This window comes from Enterobacter sp. Ag1, assembly GCA_000277545.1.
Classification (GTDB): Bacteria; Pseudomonadota; Gammaproteobacteria; order Enterobacterales; family Enterobacteriaceae; genus Cedecea.
On the sequence record AKXM01000055.1, the window covers coordinates 1 to 19,160 of the forward strand.

At 56.4% G+C, this 19,160-nt stretch carries 18 protein-coding genes; 10 read left to right on the forward strand and 8 right to left on the reverse strand.

From position 1 onward, the window contains the following. From A936_RS23540 to argF, 4 genes are all read right to left on the reverse strand, one after another. A partial coding sequence (locus A936_RS23540) for a helix-turn-helix domain-containing protein (RefSeq protein ID WP_237717600.1) occupies positions 1-145 on the reverse strand: 145 nt, incomplete at its 3' end. A 116-nt stretch (positions 146-261) separates the two neighbouring features. Further along, positions 262-1,176, reverse strand: a complete 915-nt coding sequence (locus A936_RS19290) for a carbamate kinase (protein WP_008460768.1) — start codon at positions 1,174-1,176, stop codon at positions 262-264. Positions 1,177-1,189: 13 nt separating this feature from the next. Beyond that, the gene (gene arcA / locus A936_RS19295) at positions 1,190-2,410 is read right to left on the reverse strand and encodes an arginine deiminase (RefSeq protein WP_008460769.1); all 1,221 of its coding nucleotides are present in this window, start codon (positions 2,408-2,410) and stop codon (positions 1,190-1,192) included. A 649-nt stretch (positions 2,411-3,059) separates the two neighbouring features. Beyond that, the gene (argF, locus tag A936_RS19300; protein ID WP_008460770.1) at positions 3,060-4,064 is read right to left on the reverse strand and encodes an ornithine carbamoyltransferase; all 1,005 of its coding nucleotides are present in this window, start codon (positions 4,062-4,064) and stop codon (positions 3,060-3,062) included. Between the two features lie 163 nt (positions 4,065-4,227). Between argF and rraB the strand changes: the two genes are divergently transcribed. The 10 genes from rraB (at position 4,228) to A936_RS19350 (ending at position 13,432) form a co-directional block, all read left to right on the forward strand. After that, positions 4,228-4,650 (forward strand): ribonuclease E inhibitor RraB, encoded by a 423-nt coding sequence (rraB, locus tag A936_RS19305; RefSeq protein WP_008460771.1) that lies wholly within the window; start codon positions 4,228-4,230, stop codon positions 4,648-4,650. A 207-nt stretch (positions 4,651-4,857) separates the two neighbouring features. After that, positions 4,858-5,625, forward strand: a complete 768-nt coding sequence (locus A936_RS19310) for a LysM peptidoglycan-binding domain-containing protein (protein WP_052154810.1) — start codon at positions 4,858-4,860, stop codon at positions 5,623-5,625. After that, positions 5,616-6,059: a lysozyme inhibitor LprI family protein gene (locus A936_RS19315; RefSeq protein ID WP_008460773.1), complete on the forward strand. Its 444-nt coding sequence runs from the start codon at positions 5,616-5,618 to the stop codon at positions 6,057-6,059. The genes A936_RS19310 and A936_RS19315 overlap by 10 nt, the downstream gene beginning before the upstream one ends. A gap of 117 nt (positions 6,060-6,176) precedes the next feature. After that, positions 6,177-6,941, forward strand: coding sequence for a tRNA isopentenyl-2-thiomethyl-A-37 hydroxylase MiaE (gene miaE / locus A936_RS19320; RefSeq protein WP_008460774.1), 765 nt, complete (start codon positions 6,177-6,179; stop codon positions 6,939-6,941). Positions 6,942-6,952: 11 nt separating this feature from the next. Continuing rightward, complete coding sequence (locus tag A936_RS19325) at positions 6,953-7,768, forward strand: hypothetical protein (RefSeq protein WP_008460775.1); 816 nt, start codon at positions 6,953-6,955, stop codon at positions 7,766-7,768. Between the two features lie 95 nt (positions 7,769-7,863). Beyond that, entirely contained in the window at positions 7,864-8,454 is a 591-nt protein-coding gene (gene uhpA, locus A936_RS19330) for a response regulator transcription factor UhpA (RefSeq protein ID WP_008460776.1), read from the forward strand. Continuing rightward, the gene (gene uhpB, locus A936_RS19335; RefSeq protein ID WP_008460778.1) at positions 8,454-9,956 is read left to right on the forward strand and encodes a signal transduction histidine-protein kinase/phosphatase UhpB; all 1,503 of its coding nucleotides are present in this window, start codon (positions 8,454-8,456) and stop codon (positions 9,954-9,956) included. The genes uhpA and uhpB overlap by 1 nt, the downstream gene beginning before the upstream one ends. Positions 9,957-9,965: 9 nt before the next feature. Beyond that, positions 9,966-11,294: an MFS transporter gene (locus A936_RS19340; protein WP_008460781.1), complete on the forward strand. Its 1,329-nt coding sequence runs from the start codon at positions 9,966-9,968 to the stop codon at positions 11,292-11,294. Between the two features lie 138 nt (positions 11,295-11,432). Continuing rightward, complete coding sequence (gene uhpT / locus A936_RS19345; RefSeq protein WP_008460783.1) at positions 11,433-12,824, forward strand: hexose-6-phosphate:phosphate antiporter UhpT; 1,392 nt, start codon at positions 11,433-11,435, stop codon at positions 12,822-12,824. 155 nt (positions 12,825-12,979) lie between these two features. Beyond that, positions 12,980-13,432, forward strand: coding sequence for a DUF1198 domain-containing protein (locus A936_RS19350; RefSeq protein WP_008460785.1), 453 nt, complete (start codon positions 12,980-12,982; stop codon positions 13,430-13,432). A gap of 21 nt (positions 13,433-13,453) precedes the next feature. On the opposite strand, the gene A936_RS19355 is transcribed toward A936_RS19350, so the two are convergent. The 4 genes from A936_RS19355 to pepA all read right to left on the reverse strand — a co-directional run bounded on the left by A936_RS19355 (position 13,454) and on the right by pepA (position 19,033). Then, the gene (locus A936_RS19355) at positions 13,454-13,975 is read right to left on the reverse strand and encodes a GNAT family N-acetyltransferase (RefSeq protein WP_085938923.1); all 522 of its coding nucleotides are present in this window, start codon (positions 13,973-13,975) and stop codon (positions 13,454-13,456) included. Between the two features lie 108 nt (positions 13,976-14,083). Next, entirely contained in the window at positions 14,084-16,939 is a 2,856-nt protein-coding gene (locus tag A936_RS19360) for a valine--tRNA ligase (protein ID WP_008460789.1), read from the reverse strand. A gap of 6 nt (positions 16,940-16,945) precedes the next feature. After that, entirely contained in the window at positions 16,946-17,404 is a 459-nt protein-coding gene (locus A936_RS19365; protein WP_008460791.1) for a DNA polymerase III subunit chi, read from the reverse strand. A gap of 117 nt (positions 17,405-17,521) precedes the next feature. Further along, positions 17,522-19,033 carry a leucyl aminopeptidase gene (pepA, locus tag A936_RS19370; RefSeq protein ID WP_008460793.1) on the reverse strand — a complete coding sequence of 504 codons (1,512 nt, stop codon included), beginning with the start codon at positions 19,031-19,033 and terminating at the stop codon, positions 17,522-17,524. Positions 19,034-19,160: the final 127 nt, after the last annotated feature.

Genomic DNA, 19,160 nt, shown 5'->3' on the forward strand with positions numbered 1-19,160 from the left:
GTAACCAGCGATGAAGCCACTTGTAGCCAGTGGCAGGAGAAATGCCATAGCGACGGCACAGAAGACGAATGTTCGCCCCGTCCTGCGAGGCGAGCAGAACAAACTCAGAACGTAATGACATGGTATCTCTCGCATCCCACGGCATAAGCGGCTCCATAAACGGGTTCTTATGCCTTAGTTGTAAGTGTCTACCATGTCCCCGAACAAGTGTTCACGATGTCCCCGGACCGTACAGGGGAGAGGGTTAGGATGAGGGGGCTTTCACGGCTCCCGAATTAACGTGCCTTTCTCCCCGGCCAGAATTGCCGGGCCATCCTCCAGCGCACCTATCCCGGCGATACCGTGGCAACTGGCGACAAAGTGACTGCAGGCGGACACTTTTGGCCCCATCGAGCCTGCATCGAAGCTCATGCCTTCAAGCTCGGCTGGCGTCACGCTGGTGAGCGGGCGCTGCGCTGGTGTGCCCCAGTTGAGATAAACGGCGTCTGCGTCAGTGAGGATCAGCAGGGCGTCGGCCTCTATCTGGCGAGCCAGCAATGCGGCGGAAAGATCCTTATCAATGACGGCTTCAATCCCGTGGTAGCCATCGGCTTTCTCCACCACCGGCACGCCGCCGCCGCCGTTACAAATAACCAGGTGGTCACGCTGGATAAGCGCCGTAATGGCATCGCTTTCGACGATGCGTTTAGGCAGCGGGGACGGCACGACGCGGCGGAAATACTGGCCATCAGCTTTTACCGACCAGCCTTTGTCACGTACCAGCGCATCCGCCTGCTCCTTGCTGTACACCGGGCCGATGTACTTGGTCGGATTGCTAAAGGCCGGATCCTGCGGATCTACTTCAACCTGAGTCAGCAGCACGCTGACTTCGCGGTCAGGCAGATGATTTTTCAGCGCCTGCTGCAGCATGTAGCCGATCATTCCCTGGCTCTCAGCGCCGAGAACGTCCAGCGGATAAGGACTTACGTTTTGGTAGGCGCTGTTTTGCAGGGCCAGCAGGCCGACCTGCGGACCGTTGCCGTGCACCAGCACCACGCGCCAGGCGTGGGTGAGCTGGGCGATAGTTTTTGCCGCCAGCTCAATATTTTTACGCTGCAGGTCGGCTTCCAGCGGTTCACCACGCTTCAGCAGGGCATTCCCGCCGAGCGCGACTACGAGAGTGGGTTTCTGTTGCATATGCTTTCCTCCCTTAAATCCCGTCGCGTTCCAGCGGGCAGCTCATGCAACGCGCGCCGCCACGTCCGCGGCCCAGTTCATCGCCTGGAATAGGCAGGACGGTGATCCCGGCTTTGTCGTATTTCTCGTTGGTCCAGATATTGCGTTCGTAGCCGATGACCACGCCGGGGCGAACGGTCAGCACGTTGTTGGCGTCGTTCCACTGTTCGCGCTCGGCTTCAAAAGCATCGCCGCCGGTGGTGATGAGCTTGACCTGATCGATACCCAGCGCTTTTTCGATGGCGTTCACCAGGCTGGTTTCCTGCTGGCGTTTGATGCCGCCGTGGCCGTCAGGGGTTAACGTCCAGCACTGCACGTCTTTGCGGACGACTTCCGGGTAAACGGAGAAGGTGTCGAGATCGAGATGAGTCATGACGGTATCGAGGTGCATACAGGAGCGGTGCTTCGGTAGCTCGACGGCAATCACGCGTGTTGCCTGTTGATGCCTGAATAATGATTCAGCGAGGAACTCAATGCCCTGAGGGGTGGTTCGTTCGGACATGCCAATTAATACCGCACCCCGGCCAATCACTAATACGTCACCGCCTTCCAGCGTGGCATGATCGTAATTAATATTTTCGTCGCCGTAATACTTGATGAATTTCCCGTCGGTGAATGCCGGATGCCAGCGATAAATGGCCCTTAAGTTATTTGTTTCGCGCTGGCGAGCGGCTTTTGCCATTGGGTTAATAGAGACGCCGTTATAAATCCAGCAGGAAGTATCTCGGGTGAATAAATGGTTGGGGAGCGGCTTCATAATAAAGTCTGTTGTGGCATGAATATCCACGACCATATTTTTAATGTGTGTCGGAATTTCCCCGTAGGTCAGCCCGCCGGAAAGGCGACGGGCGAGTTCACGATGTGGCATATCAGCCAGCCAGCCGCGAACGTCCGAGGCGAATGCCGGCCCGAGCCGATAGTCTGAAATCTGGGTGTTCAGCAGCCAGGCCTTGGCATCGCTGACGTCCAGCGTTTGCGTCAGCAGGTCGGTTAGCAGCAGAACTTCCACGCCCTGGCCGCGCAGCGTATTGGCAAAAACGTCGTGCTCTTCACCGGCGCGCTCAACGGAAAGCACATCGTCAAATAACAATTCCTGACAGTTTGAAGGGGTAAGTCTTTTCAGGCTGAGGTTTGGGCGATGCAGCATCACGCTGCGTAGTTGACCTATTTCGGAGCCGACATAATGTTTGTCCATGACTATTCCTTTGCATTAATTCGGAGATAGACGTGCCATTGGCGCAATGAATATTGCGTCGCGATTTTATTAACCTGTAAAGTTTTCTTCGAGGCGTATATTAATTTCTTCACAACCATTTAATGTGAGATTTATCACGCGCTCAAGGTGGTTTTTATTTGTTTTGTTATTAATTGATGGCTGTCAGAGAACGGTGATTTAACTGAGATTGATGAATGCATAATTATACGATAAATCGTTTTTAATTATTTTGGTGTGTTAAAAATATGTAAGTTTATTCCTAAGGGTGAATGTCGCAATGTATTGATTATCATTGATTTTTATTTTCTGTTTGCATGATTATTCATTATGGAATCTGTTTAATGCCGTGAAGAGAAGTTCACGGAAAAATAGTTATTTTTATTTTGCTATTAATGCAGTGCATGCAAACTGTGAGCGCAGCGGATTTATTCTTTTTATCTTAATGAAAACAGACTGTTGTGTGGGGCATAAAAAGAGAGGGAGATGAGGTTATGTCCTTTTAGTGCATAAAAAATGCTGGGCGTGCATCAGACGCGCAACATTTTTAGTAATAACCAGGCGGGAGAAAAGAAAACCCCTCGGGCGGAAAGCCGCCGAGGGGCCAGGAGAAGCCCTGGGAGCGAAGAAACTAGTTTGCCAGCGTGGCGACCATCACGGCCTTGATGGTGTGCATCCGGTTCTCAGCCTGGTCGAACACCACGCTGTGGGAGGATTCAAAAACTTCGTCGGTGACTTCCATGCCGCCGTGCAGATCGAACTCCAGCGCCATTTGTTTACCCAGCGTGGTTTGATCGTCGTGAAACGCCGGCAGGCAGTGCAGGAATTTGACCTGCGGGTTGCCGGTTAACGCCAGCATGGCGCTGTTGACCTGATAAGGGCGCAGCAGGGTGATTCGCTCGGCCCACTTCTCTTTGGCTTCGCCCATCGACACCCAGACGTCGGTATAGATGAAATCCGCCCCTTTAACGCCCGCGGCAACGTCTTCGGTTAACGTGATTTTTCCGCCAGTCTTTTCGGCCATGGCTTTGCATTCGGCGACCAGCTTTTCATCCGGCCAGCAGGCTTTAGGCGCCACCAGGCGCAAATCTAGCCCGGTCAGCGCGGCAGCTTCCAGCATGGAGTTCCCCATGTTGTTGCGCGCGTCCCCGGCGTACACCAGCGTCATCTCATTCAGGTTTTTGCCCGGCAGGTGTTCCTGCATGGTGAGCAAATCCGCCAGCAGCTGGGTCGGGTGATATTCGTTGGTCAGGCCGTTCCACACCGGTACGCCCGCATAGCTGGCAAGGGTTTCGACGATATCCTGGCCGTAGCCGCGGTACTGGATGCCGTCATAAATGCGCCCCAGCACGCGAGCGGTATCTTTAATTGATTCTTTATGCCCGATCTGACTGCCGCTTGGGCCGAGATAAGTGACGCGGGCGCCCTGGTCGTAAGCGGCAACTTCGAAAGAGCAACGAGTACGAGTCGAATCTTTTTCGAAGATGAGCGCAATGTTTTTACCAGTAAGATGCTGAATCTCCGTTCCTTTTTTCTTTTCACTTTTCAGCTTGGCGGACAGGGTCAGCAATTCGTTCAGTTGAGCAGGGGTAAAATCGAGCAGCTTAAGAAAGTTTTTCTGATAGAAGTGACTCATTTTTTCCTCGCAGGGCGCAAGCCTTAATTGAATTAAAATTCAATTTATATGTATGAATATTCAATTGCAACCCCGTGTGTTAAAACTTTGCGGTGAAAGGTGGAGGCAAACCCCGGCGTGTGTGAAAATGAGAGTATCTGCCGACACATTTGAGGAAAGGGCCATGGCAAATCCAGAACAGCTGGAAGAACAGCGCGAAGAAACACGTTTAATCATTGAAGAACTGCTGGACGACGGGAGCGACCCGGACGCGCTGTACACCATCGAACACCACCTTTCTGCGGATGATTTCGAAACGCTGGAGAAAGCGGCCGTTGAAGCGTTCAAGCTGGGTTATGAAGTGACTGACCCGGAAGAGCTGGAAGTGGAAGAGGGTGATACCGTCATCTGCTGCGATATCCTGAGCGAATGCGCGCTGAACGCTGAGCTGATCGGTGCCCAGGTTGAGCAACTGCTGAACTTGGCCGAGAAATTCGGTGTGGAATACGACGGCTGGGGCACCTACTTCGAAGACCCGAACGGCGAAGAGGGTGAAGAAGACGGCGACGAATATCAGGACGAAGACGACGACGGCGTTCGTCACTAAAAGTAAGAGGCGCAGCGGCGTTCAGCCGCTGCGCCTGGCATGTGTCATTCTTACCCGATCGGGCAAAATTCTCTTTTTTCCTTTCTTCTTAAATAAATGATTTTCAGGCCGCCTATTCTGCCTTAGCATCGTCATCTTGTATTAAAAATGCGCAAATGAGGCTAAAGTCTCGCCATTTCAATTATCAGTCAGCACAGGATGTGTAATATGACAGCTTCCAGTCTTACTCCCTCCTCGCCCCCGGCACAAAAAACGCCCAGAACAGGTTTTGAAAAGTGGCAGGACGGTATTAATAAGGCCCCCGGCGATACGCGGTGGAATGCCTGGGATTGTGACATCCAGCGGGTAGTCGATGGATACAATCGCCATCTCTCCTCTACGCCAGGCTACAGGACTTTGGACTGGCATCTGATTAAAGCGATGGTCTGGGTCGAAACGGGAGCCCTGAGCTCAGAATGGCATTTCCGACCGATGCAAATCGGTGTTAAGGGCGATCCTGGGATGACATCTTTCCTGTCCGGTAAGGAAGGCGGTGAGCTCATCCTGCCTGACGCGTGGAAAAAACAGTTAACCGTCGCCACGATCAGAACCACGCCGTTAAATAACCTGCGTGCGGGCATCGGGTACCTGCTGATGCGTATGGCGCAATTCGAGCACCGAACGATACTCACTGTTGACAGCAAAATTTATGACGTCACCGTGAAACCCGGTGACAGCCTGGCAAAAATAGCGAAAGCGCAGGGAAGCACTCTGGAACTGCTGCAAAAGCTTAATCCACAGGTCAAGATTCTCCGTGCAGGTCAGACGCTCAAGTGCCAGAAGGCAAACGCTCGCAGAGTGATTGCCGGATGGCGGAGCATTTCTACCACGACGATCGCTCTTCGCTATAATGGCGGCGGCGATCCTAACTATTCCAGAAAACTCGATTACGCATTATCACTGATTAAAAAAGGGAAGAGCGCTTTATGCAAATGACACTGAAAGCTTGCCTGGTTATCGCCGCTTGTCTGCCGATGCTGGCGCTGGCTGACGATCCTCAGCCAGTTAAGGATGCCACGGCCCTGCGAGAAGCGTGTAGTGAATATGCGGAAGCGGGGATGCGTGACTGTCTGATTAAGCAGTCGAAAGAGAGTGAGCAAGTTTTGGAAAAAGCCAGCAAATCCGCCGCCACCAGAATCGCCGAATGGGATGAAGACCAGGGCTATATCGAGAAAGCTAGCGCAGCGCTCGAGACATCAAATCAACGGTTCATTCATTACCGCAACGGTCAATGCCAGCTTGCGGCTTCGCTCAGCGGAGGTGCGGCAGGCAATGCGCGTGAAATCAGGCGGCTGTCTTGCATAGCTGAACTCAACTATGGTCGCGCTGAGCAGCTAACCCACGCGGTTTCAGGGCTAGCCGTGAAATAGTGCAGCACGCTCTTTGTTGCCGGGCTTACTGACAAAAGTGTGGGCAGTGATTATGCTGTCCTTTACGAAAAGTAAGCGGTGCAGCGGCGTTCAGCCGCTGCGCATCAGGATATCCTCATGGACTACCAGCAACTCCTCTCCCCGATTACCCAATTCCTGCAGTGCCCGACGCCCGAGGCGTGGATTCAAAAGGCACGTCGCCCGGAAAATCTGCCTCTGCTGCTAACCGACCACATGGTGTGCGAGCTGAAAGCCGCGCAAACCGCTATGCTGCTGATCCGCAAATACGTTGCCGATAAAGAGAATTCCCAGGTGCTGCTGGCCTGGCTGCAGCCTTATGAAGCCTTTACCTTCCGTGACGGCGAGGAACCCGATTTTCTCTCGCTCCACAAAGGGCTGAGCAAAAGCATCATGCCGAAAACGGCGAACGGCTGGGGGCAGCAGCTTATCGACAGCATGGTGCTGCTGATCAAAGAAGAGCTGCACCATTTTTGGCAGGTGCGGGAAATTATGATTGCCCGTAACATCCCGTACGCCAAAATCACCGCCAGCCGCTACGCTAAAGGTTTACTGAGTGAAACTCGTACTCATGAACCGCTGATGCTGGTCGATAAACTTATCTGCGGCGCCTACATTGAAGCGCGATCCTGTGAACGATTTGCCGCGCTGGCGCCGCACCTGGATGATGAATTACAGCGTTTTTACCTGTCGCTGCTGCGCTCCGAGGCGCGCCATTATCAGGATTATTTAACCCTGGCGGAGCAGATTGCCGGGGGCGATATCAGTGAACGCGTGCGTTTCTTTGGCAAGGTTGAGGCCGGGCTTATCCAAAGCCATGACGACGAGTTTCGTTTCCACAGCGGCGTACCCGCCGCAGAGTAGAAGGATGTACCATGAACTGGACCCACGTCATTATTGCAGGCTATGTCGGGGCTGTGATCGCCGCGGTGGTAGCGGTATTCCGCAAGAAGGGCTGGGTCGGTAAAGCGGGCGCGGTGGCCATTGCGCTGGTTGCTATCATGGCGTGGAACATCTTTGACGTAAAATACCTTATTCCTCGCGATCGGGCCGGGCAGGAACTGGCCGAGCTGGATGACGCGATGGCCCGGATGCCGGTTTACCAGGTGCTGAAAGAGCAGGAACCCGCGCTGTGGATGTCCATTCGCCAGCAGGCGGTAGAGATGCACCAGCAGGGGAAAACCGAGCAGGAAGTGATCGACACTATTCAGCCGCAGATCCTCGCCGTGGAGACGAAGCGCCTGCAAAGCGCGACGGACGACAACGTCGTGGCGTTTATGCAGGTGAACATGCAGCAAACGGCGATGGTGCAAAAATCCAGTGACGACGCCTGTTTCCGCTTCCTGTTTCCGGACGTGAAGGGCGGCATTAACTCCACGAAAATACTGCCTAAGGATGTGACGATGCGCCGCATGCAGGTGGATGCGGCGATGATGCGTTCCGCCTACGGCGCAGACAAACACAGCGTAACTGACGCCGAGCGCGATCAGGCCCGCAAAGACATTCAGCCCATCGTGCAGCAGTTGACTAAGCGCTACGGGAGCGACCTCCAGCTTATGTCGGACCCGCATAAAGCGGTGGGCAAAGAGGGGTTGGTCTGTAACCAGGTTCAGGAGCTGTGGCGCAACGTTCTGCAGCTGCCTCCAGCCCGCGCGGCCGGGATCATTCGCCTGTCGGTTGCGCAGGAATAACCCGTAGCGATAGCGATCGAAATCGCTTAAGGCTTGAACAGCTACGCGCTTATCGCTAAGGTAAGCGCGTTTTTTTTACCTTCCTGGAAAGCATCATGACCGCTATCGCCCTTATCGACGACCACCTTATCGTCCGCTCCGGCTTTGCCCAACTTCTTGGGCTGGAGGCGGATTTTCAGGTCGTGGCCGAGTTCGGCTCCGGACGCGAGGCGCTGGCCGGGCTGCCGGGGCAGGGCGTGCAGGTGTGTATCTGCGATATTTCAATGCCGGACATCTCCGGGCTGGAGCTGTTAAGTCAGCTACCGAAGGGGATGGCGATCGTCATGCTGTCGGTGCACGACAGCCCCGCGCTGGTGGAGCAGGCGCTAAACGCTGGCGCGCGCGGCTTTTTATCCAAACGCTGCAGCCCCGACGAACTGATTGCCGCCGTGCGCACGGTGGCGACGGGCGGGTGCTACCTGACGCCGGACATTGCCATGAAGCTGGCCGCCGGGCGGCAGGATCCGTTGACGAAGCGCGAGCGGCAGGTGGCTGAAAAGCTGGCGCAGGGCATGGCGGTGAAAGAGATTGCCACCGAGCTGGGACTTTCGCCAAAAACGGTGCACGTGCACCGCGCCAACCTGATGGAAAAGCTCGACGTCAGCAACGATGTGGCGCTGGCGCGACGCCTGTTTGACGGTTGGTAATGCGGCCTTTCTTCTCGCGGCTGATTGCCGTTATCGCCAGTTTCTTTATTTTTTCCGCCGGCTGGTTTTGCCTGTGGAGCATCAGCCTGCATCTGGTGGAGCGGCCTGAGCTGGCGGTGCTGTTATTTCCCTTTGGATTGCGTTTAGGGCTGATGCTGCAGTGCCCGCGCGGCTACTGGCCGGTTCTGCTGGGCGCGGAGTGGCTGATGCTTTTCTGGCTCGCGCAGGAAGTGGCGCTGGCGCATCTGCCGCTGTTAATGCTGGGCGGAGTGCTCACCGTCCTGCCGGTGGCGCTCATTTCACGTTATCGTCATCAGCGTGACTGGCGGACTCTGCTGCGCCAGGGCGCGGCGCTTATCGCGGCCGCTCTGCTGCAGTCGCTGCCGTGGTTGAACCAGGGCAGCGATGCCCTGAATGCGCTGCTGCTGACCCTGACCGGTGGGTTAACGCTGGCGCCGACCTGCCTGGTACTCTGGCACTATCTGACCAGTACCGTCTGGCAACCTCTTGGCCCGGCGCTGGTTTCCCAGCCGGTTAACTGGCGCGGGCGGCATCTGATTTGGTATTTACTGCTGTTTGCCGTCAGCCTCTGGCTGCAGTTGGGGTTACCCACCGAACTCTCCCGTTTTACGCCGTTCTGCCTGGCGCTGCCGATTATCGCCCTGGCCTGGCACTACGGCTGGCAGGGAGCACTGATCGCCACCCTGATGAACGCCATCGCGCTGATTGCCAGCCAGACCTGGCACGATCATCCGGTGGATCTTCTGCTTTCATTGCTGGCTCAAAGCCTGACCGGGTTATTGCTGGGCGCAGGGATCCAGCGCCTGCGTGAACTGAACCAGTCTTTGCAAACCGAGCTGGCGCGAAATCGCCGCCTGGCCGAACGCCTGCTGGAAACCGAAGAAAGCGTGCGGCGGGAAGTGGCGCGGGAGCTGCATGACGACATTGGGCAGACCATCACGGCGATCCGTACCCAGGCCGGGATCGTGCAGCGGCTGGCGCCAGAAAGTGAGGGTGTTAAGCGCAGCGGCGCGCATATCGAACAGCTTTCGCTGGGGGTTTATGACTCCGTTCGTCGTCTGCTGGGGCGCTTACGTCCGCGCCAGCTGGATGATTTATCGCTCGAGCAGGCGATTCGTTCCCTGATGCGCGAAATGGAGCTGGAAAGTCGCGGCATCGTCGGCCATATCAACTGGCGAATCGATGAGCCTCTGCTTAGCGAGGGGCAGCGCGTGACCCTGTTCCGCGTTTGTCAGGAAGGGCTCAATAACATCGTGAAGCACGCCAGCGCCAGCGCGGTAACGCTCCAGGGCTGGCAGCAGGACGAGCGGCTGATGCTGGTGATCGAAGACGACGGCAGCGGTTTGCCGCCGGGGTCCGGGCAGCAGGGCTTTGGGCTTACCGGCATGCGTGAGCGCGTGACGGCGCTGGGCGGGACGCTCGCTATTTCCTGCACTCACGGCACGCGCGTCAGCGTTAGCCTGCCATTACGTTATGCCTGAGGGGCGAGCATGTTCAGTTTTTTAAAAGTCCCGGCAAGCGCTGCGCCGCTTAGCGAAAAAAGTGAGATTGATGCCCGCTACCGCTACTGGCGTCGTCATATCCTGATCACTATCTGGCTCGGCTACGCGCTGTTTTACTTTACCCGCAAAAGCTTTAACGCCGCCGCGCCAGAAATCCTCGCCACCGGCGTGATGGAGCGCACCGATATCGGCCTGCTGGCGACGCTGTTTTACATCACCTACGGCCTGTCGAAGTTCTTCTCCGGGATTGTCAGTGACTTTTCCAATGCCCGTTACTTTATGGGCATCGGGCTGATAGCTACCGGCATTGTGAATATTCTGTTTGGCTTCTCGACCTCGCTTTGGGCGTTTGCGCTGCTGTGGGCGCTGAACGCCTTTTTCCAGGGCTGGGGATCGCCGGTTTGCGCCCGGCTGCTGACGGCGTGGTATTCCCGCAGCGAGCGCGGCGGCTGGTGGGCCGTCTGGAACACGGCGCACAACGTGGGCGGGGCGTTAATCCCGATCATCATGGGCGCTGCGGCGCTGCAGTACGGCTGGCGTGTCGGGATGATGATCGCCGGTGGCCTGGCGATTATCGCCGGGTTATTCCTCTGCTGGCGGCTACGCGACAGGCCGCAAACCGTGGGCTTGCCTGCGGTGGGTGACTGGCAGCATGACGCCCTGGAAATCGCCCAGCAGCAGGAAGGCGCGGGGCTGACGCGCAAAGAAATCCTCTACAAGTATGTGCTGGTTAACCCTTACATCTGGCTGCTCTCGCTGTGCTACGTGCTGGTGTATGTGGTGCGGGCGGCGATCAACGACTGGGGTAATCTTTATATGTCCGAAACGCTGGGGGTCGGGCTGGTTACCGCGAACTCGGCGGTGACCATGTTTGAGCTGGGCGGGTTTATCGGTGCCCTGGTGGCGGGCTGGGGCTCGGACAAGCTGTTCAACGGCAACCGTGGCCCGATGAACCTGATCTTCGCGGCAGGCATTCTGCTTTCCGTGGGCTCGCTATGGCTGATGCCCTTTGCCAGCTACGTGATGCAGGCGGCCTGTTTCTTTACCACCGGCTTCTTCGTGTTTGGGCCGCAGATGCTGATCGGCATGGCGGCGGCAGAATGTTCGCACAAAGAGGCGGCGGGCGCGGCGACGGGGTTTGTCGGGCTGTTTGCCTATCTTGGCGCCTCGCTTTCCGGCTGGCCGCTGGCGCGGGTGATCGACATCTGGCACTGGAGCGGTTTCTTTGCCGTGATCGCGATTGCCGCCGGGATATCGGCTTTGCTACTGCTGCCGTTCTTGAACGCCCAGGCCCCGCGCGAGGCTAACGAAGCGTGATACTCCTCACCCTTTTGCGCCATAAAGGGCAAAACTAAGAAATTTTCCCGGTTCGGCCTGGACGCTGTCTCAGGCCAGTTTGCTCGCTGATTTTTACAATGCCTGCCATTAAGCAGGTATTCAAATCAGGAGTCATCCATGCTGGCCTTTCTAAACCAGGTGCGTAAGCCCACCCTGGATCTGCCGCTCGAAGTGCGGCGAAAAATGTGGTTCAAACCGTTCATGCAGTCGTATCTGGTGGTGTTTATTGGCTACCTGACGATGTACCTGATCCGCAAAAACTTTAACATCGCCCAGAACGACATGATCTCCACCTACGGGTTGAGCATGACACAGCTTGGGATGATCGGCCTCGGTTTCTCCATTACCTACGGCGTGGGCAAGACCCTGGTTTCTTATTACGCGGACGGCAAAAACACCAAGCAGTTCCTGCCGTTTATGCTGATCCTTTCCGCCATCTGTATGCTCGGCTTCAGCGCCAGCATGGGCGCAGGCTCGGTTAGCCTGTTCCTGATGATTGCTTTCTACGCTCTGAGCGGTTTCTTCCAGAGCACCGGCGGGTCGTGCAGCTACTCGACCATCACCAAGTGGACGCCACGCCGCAAGCGCGGCAGCTACCTGGGCATGTGGAACATCTCCCACAACCTCGGCGGCGCTGGCGCGGCCGGTGTGGCCCTGTTTGGCGCTAACTACCTGTTTAACGGCCACGTTATCGGGATGTTTATCTTTCCGTCCGTTATCGCCCTGATTGTCGGTTTTATTGCCCTGCGCTACGGCAGCGATTCCCCTGAGTCCTACGGCCTCGGCACCGCCGAAGAGCTGTTTGGCGAAGAGGTCAGCGAAGAAGACAAAGAAGCCGAAGACAATTCGATGACCAAATGGCAGATCTTTGTTGAGTACGTGCTGAAAAACAAAGTGATCTGGCTGCTGTGCTTCTCCAACATCTTCCTGTACGTGGTGCGTATCGGTATCGACCAGTGGTCCACCGTGTATGCTTTCCAGGAGCTGAAACTCTCCAAAGAAGTGGCGATTCAGGGCTTCACCCTGTTTGAAGTGGGCGCGCTGGTTGGCACGCTGCTGTGGGGCTGGCTGTCTGACCTTGCCAATGGCCGTCGTGCGCTGGTGGCCTGCGTAGCGCTGGCATTGATCATCGCCACGCTGGGCGTGTACCAGCATGCCAGTAATCAGTACGTTTACCTGGCTTCGCTGTTTGCCCTTGGTTTCCTGGTCTTTGGCCCGCAGCTGCTGATCGGCGTGGCGGCAGTTGGCTTCGTGCCTAAGAAAGCTATCGGCGCGGCCGACGGCATCAAAGGCACCTTCGCTTACCTGATCGGCGACAGCTTCGCCAAGCTGGGCCTGGGGATGATTGCCGACGGGACGCCAATCTTCGGTCTCACCGGCTGGGCAGGCACGTTCGCTGCCCTGGATGCCGCCGCAATCGGCTGTATCGTGCTGATGGCCATCGTCGCCGTGTTTGAAGAGCGCAAAATTCGCCGCGAGAAAAAAATTCAGAAATTGAACATCGCTTAAGCGCATTCTGAACTATTCCAGCCCGGCATAACGCCGGGCTTTTTTATGCCCGCGAATAACGCCAGCGCGAGGCATTACTGGGTAAAGTGATTGCGCTATACTGCCCGGCATTCATTGATAGCAAATTGTCGTTAAGCTGCCGGGTATTTAACTTCATGATTTGGATTATGTTAGCCACGCTTTGCGTGGTGTTTATTGTCGGCTTTCGGGTGCTCACGTCGGATTCACGGCGGGCTATTCGCCGACTGAGTGAGCGGCTGGGCATCGACGTGGTGCCGGTTGAATCGATGATCGATCAAATGGGGAAAGCACAGGGCGACGCGTTTTTACAGTATTTGCACCGCCCGGATGAGTCCCATTTGCAAAATGCGGCGCAGGTTTTGCTGATTTGGCAGATGGTGATTGTCGACGGCAGCGATCAAAATCTCCAGCAGTGGTATCGAAGGCTGCAAAAAGCCCGGCTTGCCACACCGATTACTGACGCTCAGGTTCGCCTGGCACAGGGGTTTTTACGAGAGATGGAGCCGGAGAAGCCGGAGATCACGGCTTTTCAGATGCGCTATAACGGCTACTTCCAGCCTGAAGATGGCGTGCACTGGCTGCACTAGTGCACGCCGTTTCACAGAGAATTACAGCGTTTTGAGCATGGTGACTTCGCAATCCACATGGCCGGTGCAGCCTAGTGGGGCAGGAATATGCTCAAAGCCTAAATGTTCGTATAGCCCAACGGCTTCTTTCAGAAACGCGGTAGTTTCCAGGTAACAGCGCTTGAAGCCCTGATCCCGGGCGTGATCCAGCGCCTGCAGCGCCAGTTTCTTGGCTAATCCCTGGCCGCGAACCACCGGCAGGAAATACATCTTCTGCAACTCACAAATGTCCGGCTCGCTACACGATAACGGCGCCACGCCGCCGCCCCCCACCACTTCGCCGTTGATTTCTACCACCCAGTACGCATGGCCTGGCTGGCTGTAGAGCTGATAAAGCTCGTCAAGATTAGGGTCGGCAACGGTGTAGCCTTTATCGGCGGTCAGGCCGTATTCGGCGGACACCTGGCGAATAACCCGGGCGATAGCCGAATTGTCTTCGGCAGCAATCCGGCGCAGCTGGAGCTTCACATCGACCGGGGCTGTGGTGTTCATCATGTGACTCATAGGCTTAGGGAAGGATAAAAGCAGTTAATAGCACTTCATTACGGAGGGCGCAAGCTGCATAAAAAACGCCCCACACCGAGGTGCGGGGCGAATTATGCCTGGGGCCGATTACAGCGCGGCGATAACGGCCTGCTGTTCAATCAGCTTCGCTTTGGCGTCGGCAAAGCCTTCGAGACGCTCACGCTCTTTGGCGACAACGTCAGCTGGCGCGCGGGCGACAAAGCCTTCGTTGGACAGTTTGCCTTCGATCTTGCCGATTTCGATTTCGATCTTCGCCACTTCTTTCACCAGACGCTCGATCTCAGCGGCTTTATCTACCAGACCGGCCATCGGGATCAGCAGCTCTGCGCCGTCGATAATCTTGGTCACGGAAACCGGACCTTTGTCATCGACTGGCAGGATGGTGATGCTTTCCAGGCGAGCCAGATTTTGCAGGAAGGTGCGGTTTTCGCTCACGCGACGAATCGCTTCTTCGCTGCAGCCGCGCAGCAGTACATCCAGACGTTTGCCAGGCGCGATGTTCATCTCGGCGCGAATGTTACGCACCGCGGTGATCACGTCCTTCAGCCATTCGGTGTCTGCGAACGCCGCTTCATCAACCTGAGACGCATCGTAGGCCGGGAATGACTGCAGCATGATAGTGTCTGCGGTGATGCCCTTCAGCACTTTCACACGCTGCCAGATGGTTTCGGTGATGAATGGAATGATCGGATGCGCCAGGCGCAGCAGACCTTCGAGCACGTTCACCAGCGTATTGCGGGTGCCGCGCAGTTCGGCTTCAGAACCGCCGTTCATGACCGGCTTGGTCAGCTCCAGATACCAGTCACAGAACTGGTTCCAGGTGAACTCGTACAGGATGTTGGCGGCGATGTCGAAGCGGTAGCTGTCCAGCGCTTCACGGTATGCTTTCACGGTGCGGTTGAACTCGGCCAGGATCCAGCGATCGGCCAGAGACAGCACCATTTCGCCGCCGTTGAAGCCGCAATCCTGCTCTTCGGTGTTCATCAGCACGAAGCGGCTGGCGTTCCAAAGTTTGTTACAGAAGTTGCGGTAGCCTTCCAGGCGTTTCATGTCCCAGTTGATGTCGCGGCCAGTCGAGGCCAGCGCCGCCAGGGTGAAGCGCAGGGCGTCGGTGCCGTGCGGCTCGATGCCGTTCGGGAACTGTTTCTCGGTGCGCTTGCGGATTTTCTCCGCGAGCTGCGGCTGCATCATGTTGCCGGTACGTTTCTCCAGAAGATCTTCCAGAGAGATGCCGTCCACCATGTCCAGCGGGTCGATAACGTTGCCTTTGGATTTGGACATCTTCTGGCCTTCGTCATCGCGAATAAGGCCGGTCATGTAGACGGTCTTAAACGGCACCTGCGGCTTGCCGTCTTCATCTTTGATGAAGTGCATGGTCAGCATGATCATGCGGGCAATCCAGAAGAAGATGATGTCGAAGCCGCTGACCATAACGCTGGTCGGGTGGAAGGTGCGCAGCGCTTCGGTGTTTTCCGGCCAGCCCAGGGTGGAGAAGGTCCACAGGCCAGAGGAGAACCAGGTGTCCAGCACGTCTTCGTCCTGGTTCAACGCCACGTCGGCACCCAGGTTGTTTTCGGCGCGAACTTCCGCTTCGTTGCGGCCAACGTACACGTTGCCTTCCGCGTCGTACCAGGCCGGGATACGGTGACCCCACCACAGCTGACGGGAGATACACCAGTCCTGAATATCGCGCATCCAGGAGAAGTACATGTTTTCATACTGCTTAGGCACGAACTGGATGTCGCCCTGCTCGACGGCTTCTACTGCCACTTTTGCCAGCGGCGCGGTACGCACATACCACTGGTCGGTCAGCATTGGCTCAATAACCACGCCGCCGCGGTCGCCGTAAGGCACGGTCAGGTCGTGGGGTTTGATTTCATCCAGCAGGCCCATTGCATCGAACTTCGCGACCACGGCTTTACGTGCTGCAAAGCGCTCCAGTTTCTGGAATTCAGCCGGGATGTCGGAGGCGTAAACGGTGGACTCTTCGCCGTTGGTATCGAACACTTCTGCGGCTTCACGGATATCCCCGTCGAAGGTCAGAATGTTGATCATTGGCAACTGATGGCGGCGGCCAACTTCGTAGTCGTTAAAGTCGTGCGCCGGGGTGATTTTCACGCAGCCGGTGCCTTTTTCCATGTCCGCGTGCTCGTCGCCCACGATAGGAATACGGCGGTTAACCAGCGGCAGTACCACGAATTTACCAATCAGGTCTTTATAACGCGGATCTTCCGGGTTAACGGCCACGCCGGTATCACCGAGAACGGTTTCCGGGCGGGTAGTGGCGACAATCAGGTAATCTTTACCGTCTGCGGTTTTGGCACCGTCGGCCAGCGGGTAACGCAGGTGCCACATGGAGCCTTTTGACTCGCGGTTTTCAACTTCGAGATCGGAAATCGCGGTACGCAGTTTCGGGTCCCAGTTGACCAGGCGCTTGCCGCGGTAAATCAGGTCTTCTTTATAGAGACGGACGAACACTTCTTTCACCGCGTTGGACAGGCCTTCGTCCATGGTGAAGCGCTCGCGCTCCCAGTCTACGGAGTTACCGAGACGACGCATCTGACGGGTAATGGTGCCGCCGGATTCTGCCTTCCACTGCCAGATTTTGTCGATGAACGCATCGCGGCCGTAATCGTGGCGGGTTTTGCCTTCTTCGGCGGCGATTTTACGTTCTACAACCATCTGCGTTGCGATACCGGCGTGGTCGGTGCCCGCCTGCCACAGGGTGTTTTTGCCCTGCATGCGCTGGTAACGGATCATGGTATCCATGATGGTTTGCTGGAAGGCGTGACCCATATGCAAACTGCCGGTGACGTTCGGCGGTGGGATCATGATGCAGAAGCTTTCCTGGCTGGTGTCGCCATTCGGTTTGAAGTAGCCCTGCTGTTCCCAGTGCTCGTAAAGCGGCTGTTCGATATCTTGCGGGTTATATGTCTTTTCCATTGTCTGCTATGTCGTTCCCGGCGGGGTATAGGTCGCCGTAGTCAAGTGGAAACCGGCAACGCGGTACGCTTTGTAGCGCTCGCGGGCCAGTTGTTTCTGGGATTCTTCGTAAGGTACGAAGTCTATCACTTCCAGGAAAGCGGTGGCAAAATCTGCGAACTGTGGCAGCAGGCTAATCAGCAAATCCCGGGGGGCGCTGCCGCGGCGCTTAGGCCATGCCAGCTCAACCGGCGCGCCGTAGCGTGGGCCTTCACCAGCCAGATTGTGCGGGACGAATGCCTGAGCATCTCGCTGCCAGAGCGCTTCGTCGAGGCGAATCGCCTGCTGTTCGTTTTCGCAGGCGACCAGCACCCGCTTGCCTGCACGGAATCCATCCGCAGCCAGCTCGCACACCAGCTGTTCCACGGCACTTAGCCCTTCGGCATGAGTGTCGTTATCCAGCAGGTAAAACGTTGCGTTTTTCATGAGACCAGCTTGTTAAGTTGAATGTTGTTGCCCCTCACCCTAACCCTCTCCCCAGAGGGGCGAGGGAACCAAACGGCGTTTTTTATGCCCGTCCGGGGTGAGGGTAAAGCTTTACGCTTACTCTTCGCCGTTAAACCCGGAACGGTTCAACAGGAACTGAGACAGCAGGGCGACAGGGCGGCCAGTTGCGCCTTTTGCCTTGCCGGAGCGCCATGCGGTGCCGGCGATGTCCAGGTGAGCCCAGTTGTACTTGCGGGTAAAGCGAGACAGGAAGCACGCCGCCGTAATCGCGCCACCAGGACGGCCGCCAATGTTTGCCATATCGGCAAAGTTGGACTCCAGCTGTTCCTGATACTCGTCACCCAGCGGCAGACGCCATGCGCGGTCACCGGCTTGCTCAGACGCGCTTATCAGCTCGTGCGCCAGCGGATTGTGATTCGACATCAGGCCGGTGATGTGATGGCCAAGGGCGATGACGCAGGCGCCGGTCAGCGTTGCGACGTCGATAACCACTTCTGGCTCGAAGCGCTCGACGTAGGTCAGCACGTCACACAGCACCAGACGGCCTTCGGCATCGGTATTTAGCACTTCAACGGTCTGGCCGGACATCGTCGTCAGCACATCACCCGGGCGATAAGCGCGCCCGCCTGGCATATTTTCACAACCGGCAAGGACGCCAATGACGTTCACCGGCAGGTTCAGCTCCGCCACCATGCGCATCACGCCGTAAACGGAAGCCGCGCCGCACATGTCGTACTTCATCTCATCCATGCCTTCGGCAGGTTTGATGGAGATACCGCCGGAGTCAAAGGTTAAGCCTTTGCCAACCAGCACAATCGGACGAGCATCCGGGGAGGCATTGCCTTTATATTCAATCACCGACATCAGTGATTCGTTCTGCGAGCCTTCGCCTACCGCGAGATAGGAGTGCATGCCCAGCTCTTTCATCTGCTGTTCGCCAATCACACGGGTGACCACGTTTTTGCTGAACGAGTCCGCCAGTTGACGAGCCTGAGAAGCCAGGTAAGCGGCGTTACAGATGTTTGGCGGCATGTTGCCGAGATCTTTCGCGGCTTTGATGCCGGACGCGATAGCCAGGCCGTGCTGAATGGCGCGCTCCCCGCTGGTCAACTCACGACGAGTTGGCACGTTGAACACCATTTTACGCAGCGGACGGCGTGGTTCGGTTTTGTTGGTTTTCAGCTGATCGAAGCTGTACAGCGTCTCTTTAGCTGTCTCAACCGCCTGGCGTACTTTCCAGTAGGTGTTACGGCCTTTGACGTGCAGCTCGGTCAGGAAGCAAACGGCTTCCATTGAGCCGGTGTCGTTGAGCGTGTTGATGGTTTTCTGAATCACCTGCTTGTACTGGCGCTCATCAAGCTCGCGCTCTTTGCCGCAGCCAATCAACAGAATGCGTTCAGACAGCACGTTCGGTACGTGGTGAAGCAATAAGGTTTGCCCTGGTTTTCCTTCCAGCTCACCACGGCGCAGAAGCGCGCTGATGTAGCCATCGCTGATTTTATCGAGTTGTTCTGCGATCGGGGACAGGCGACGCGGTTCAAAGACTCCCACAACGATGCAGGCACTACGCTGTTTCTCGGGGCTACCGCTTTTTACACTGAACTCCATGCACTACGCTCCTGAATCTTAAAGACAACGGCGGGGGCTACAGGCTAGAATTGCAAGCTTTCGTAACTCATCTCCGCTGTTGCGATGACTTCGTGTTAATCTTAACGAATGGATTTACGTTTTCTAT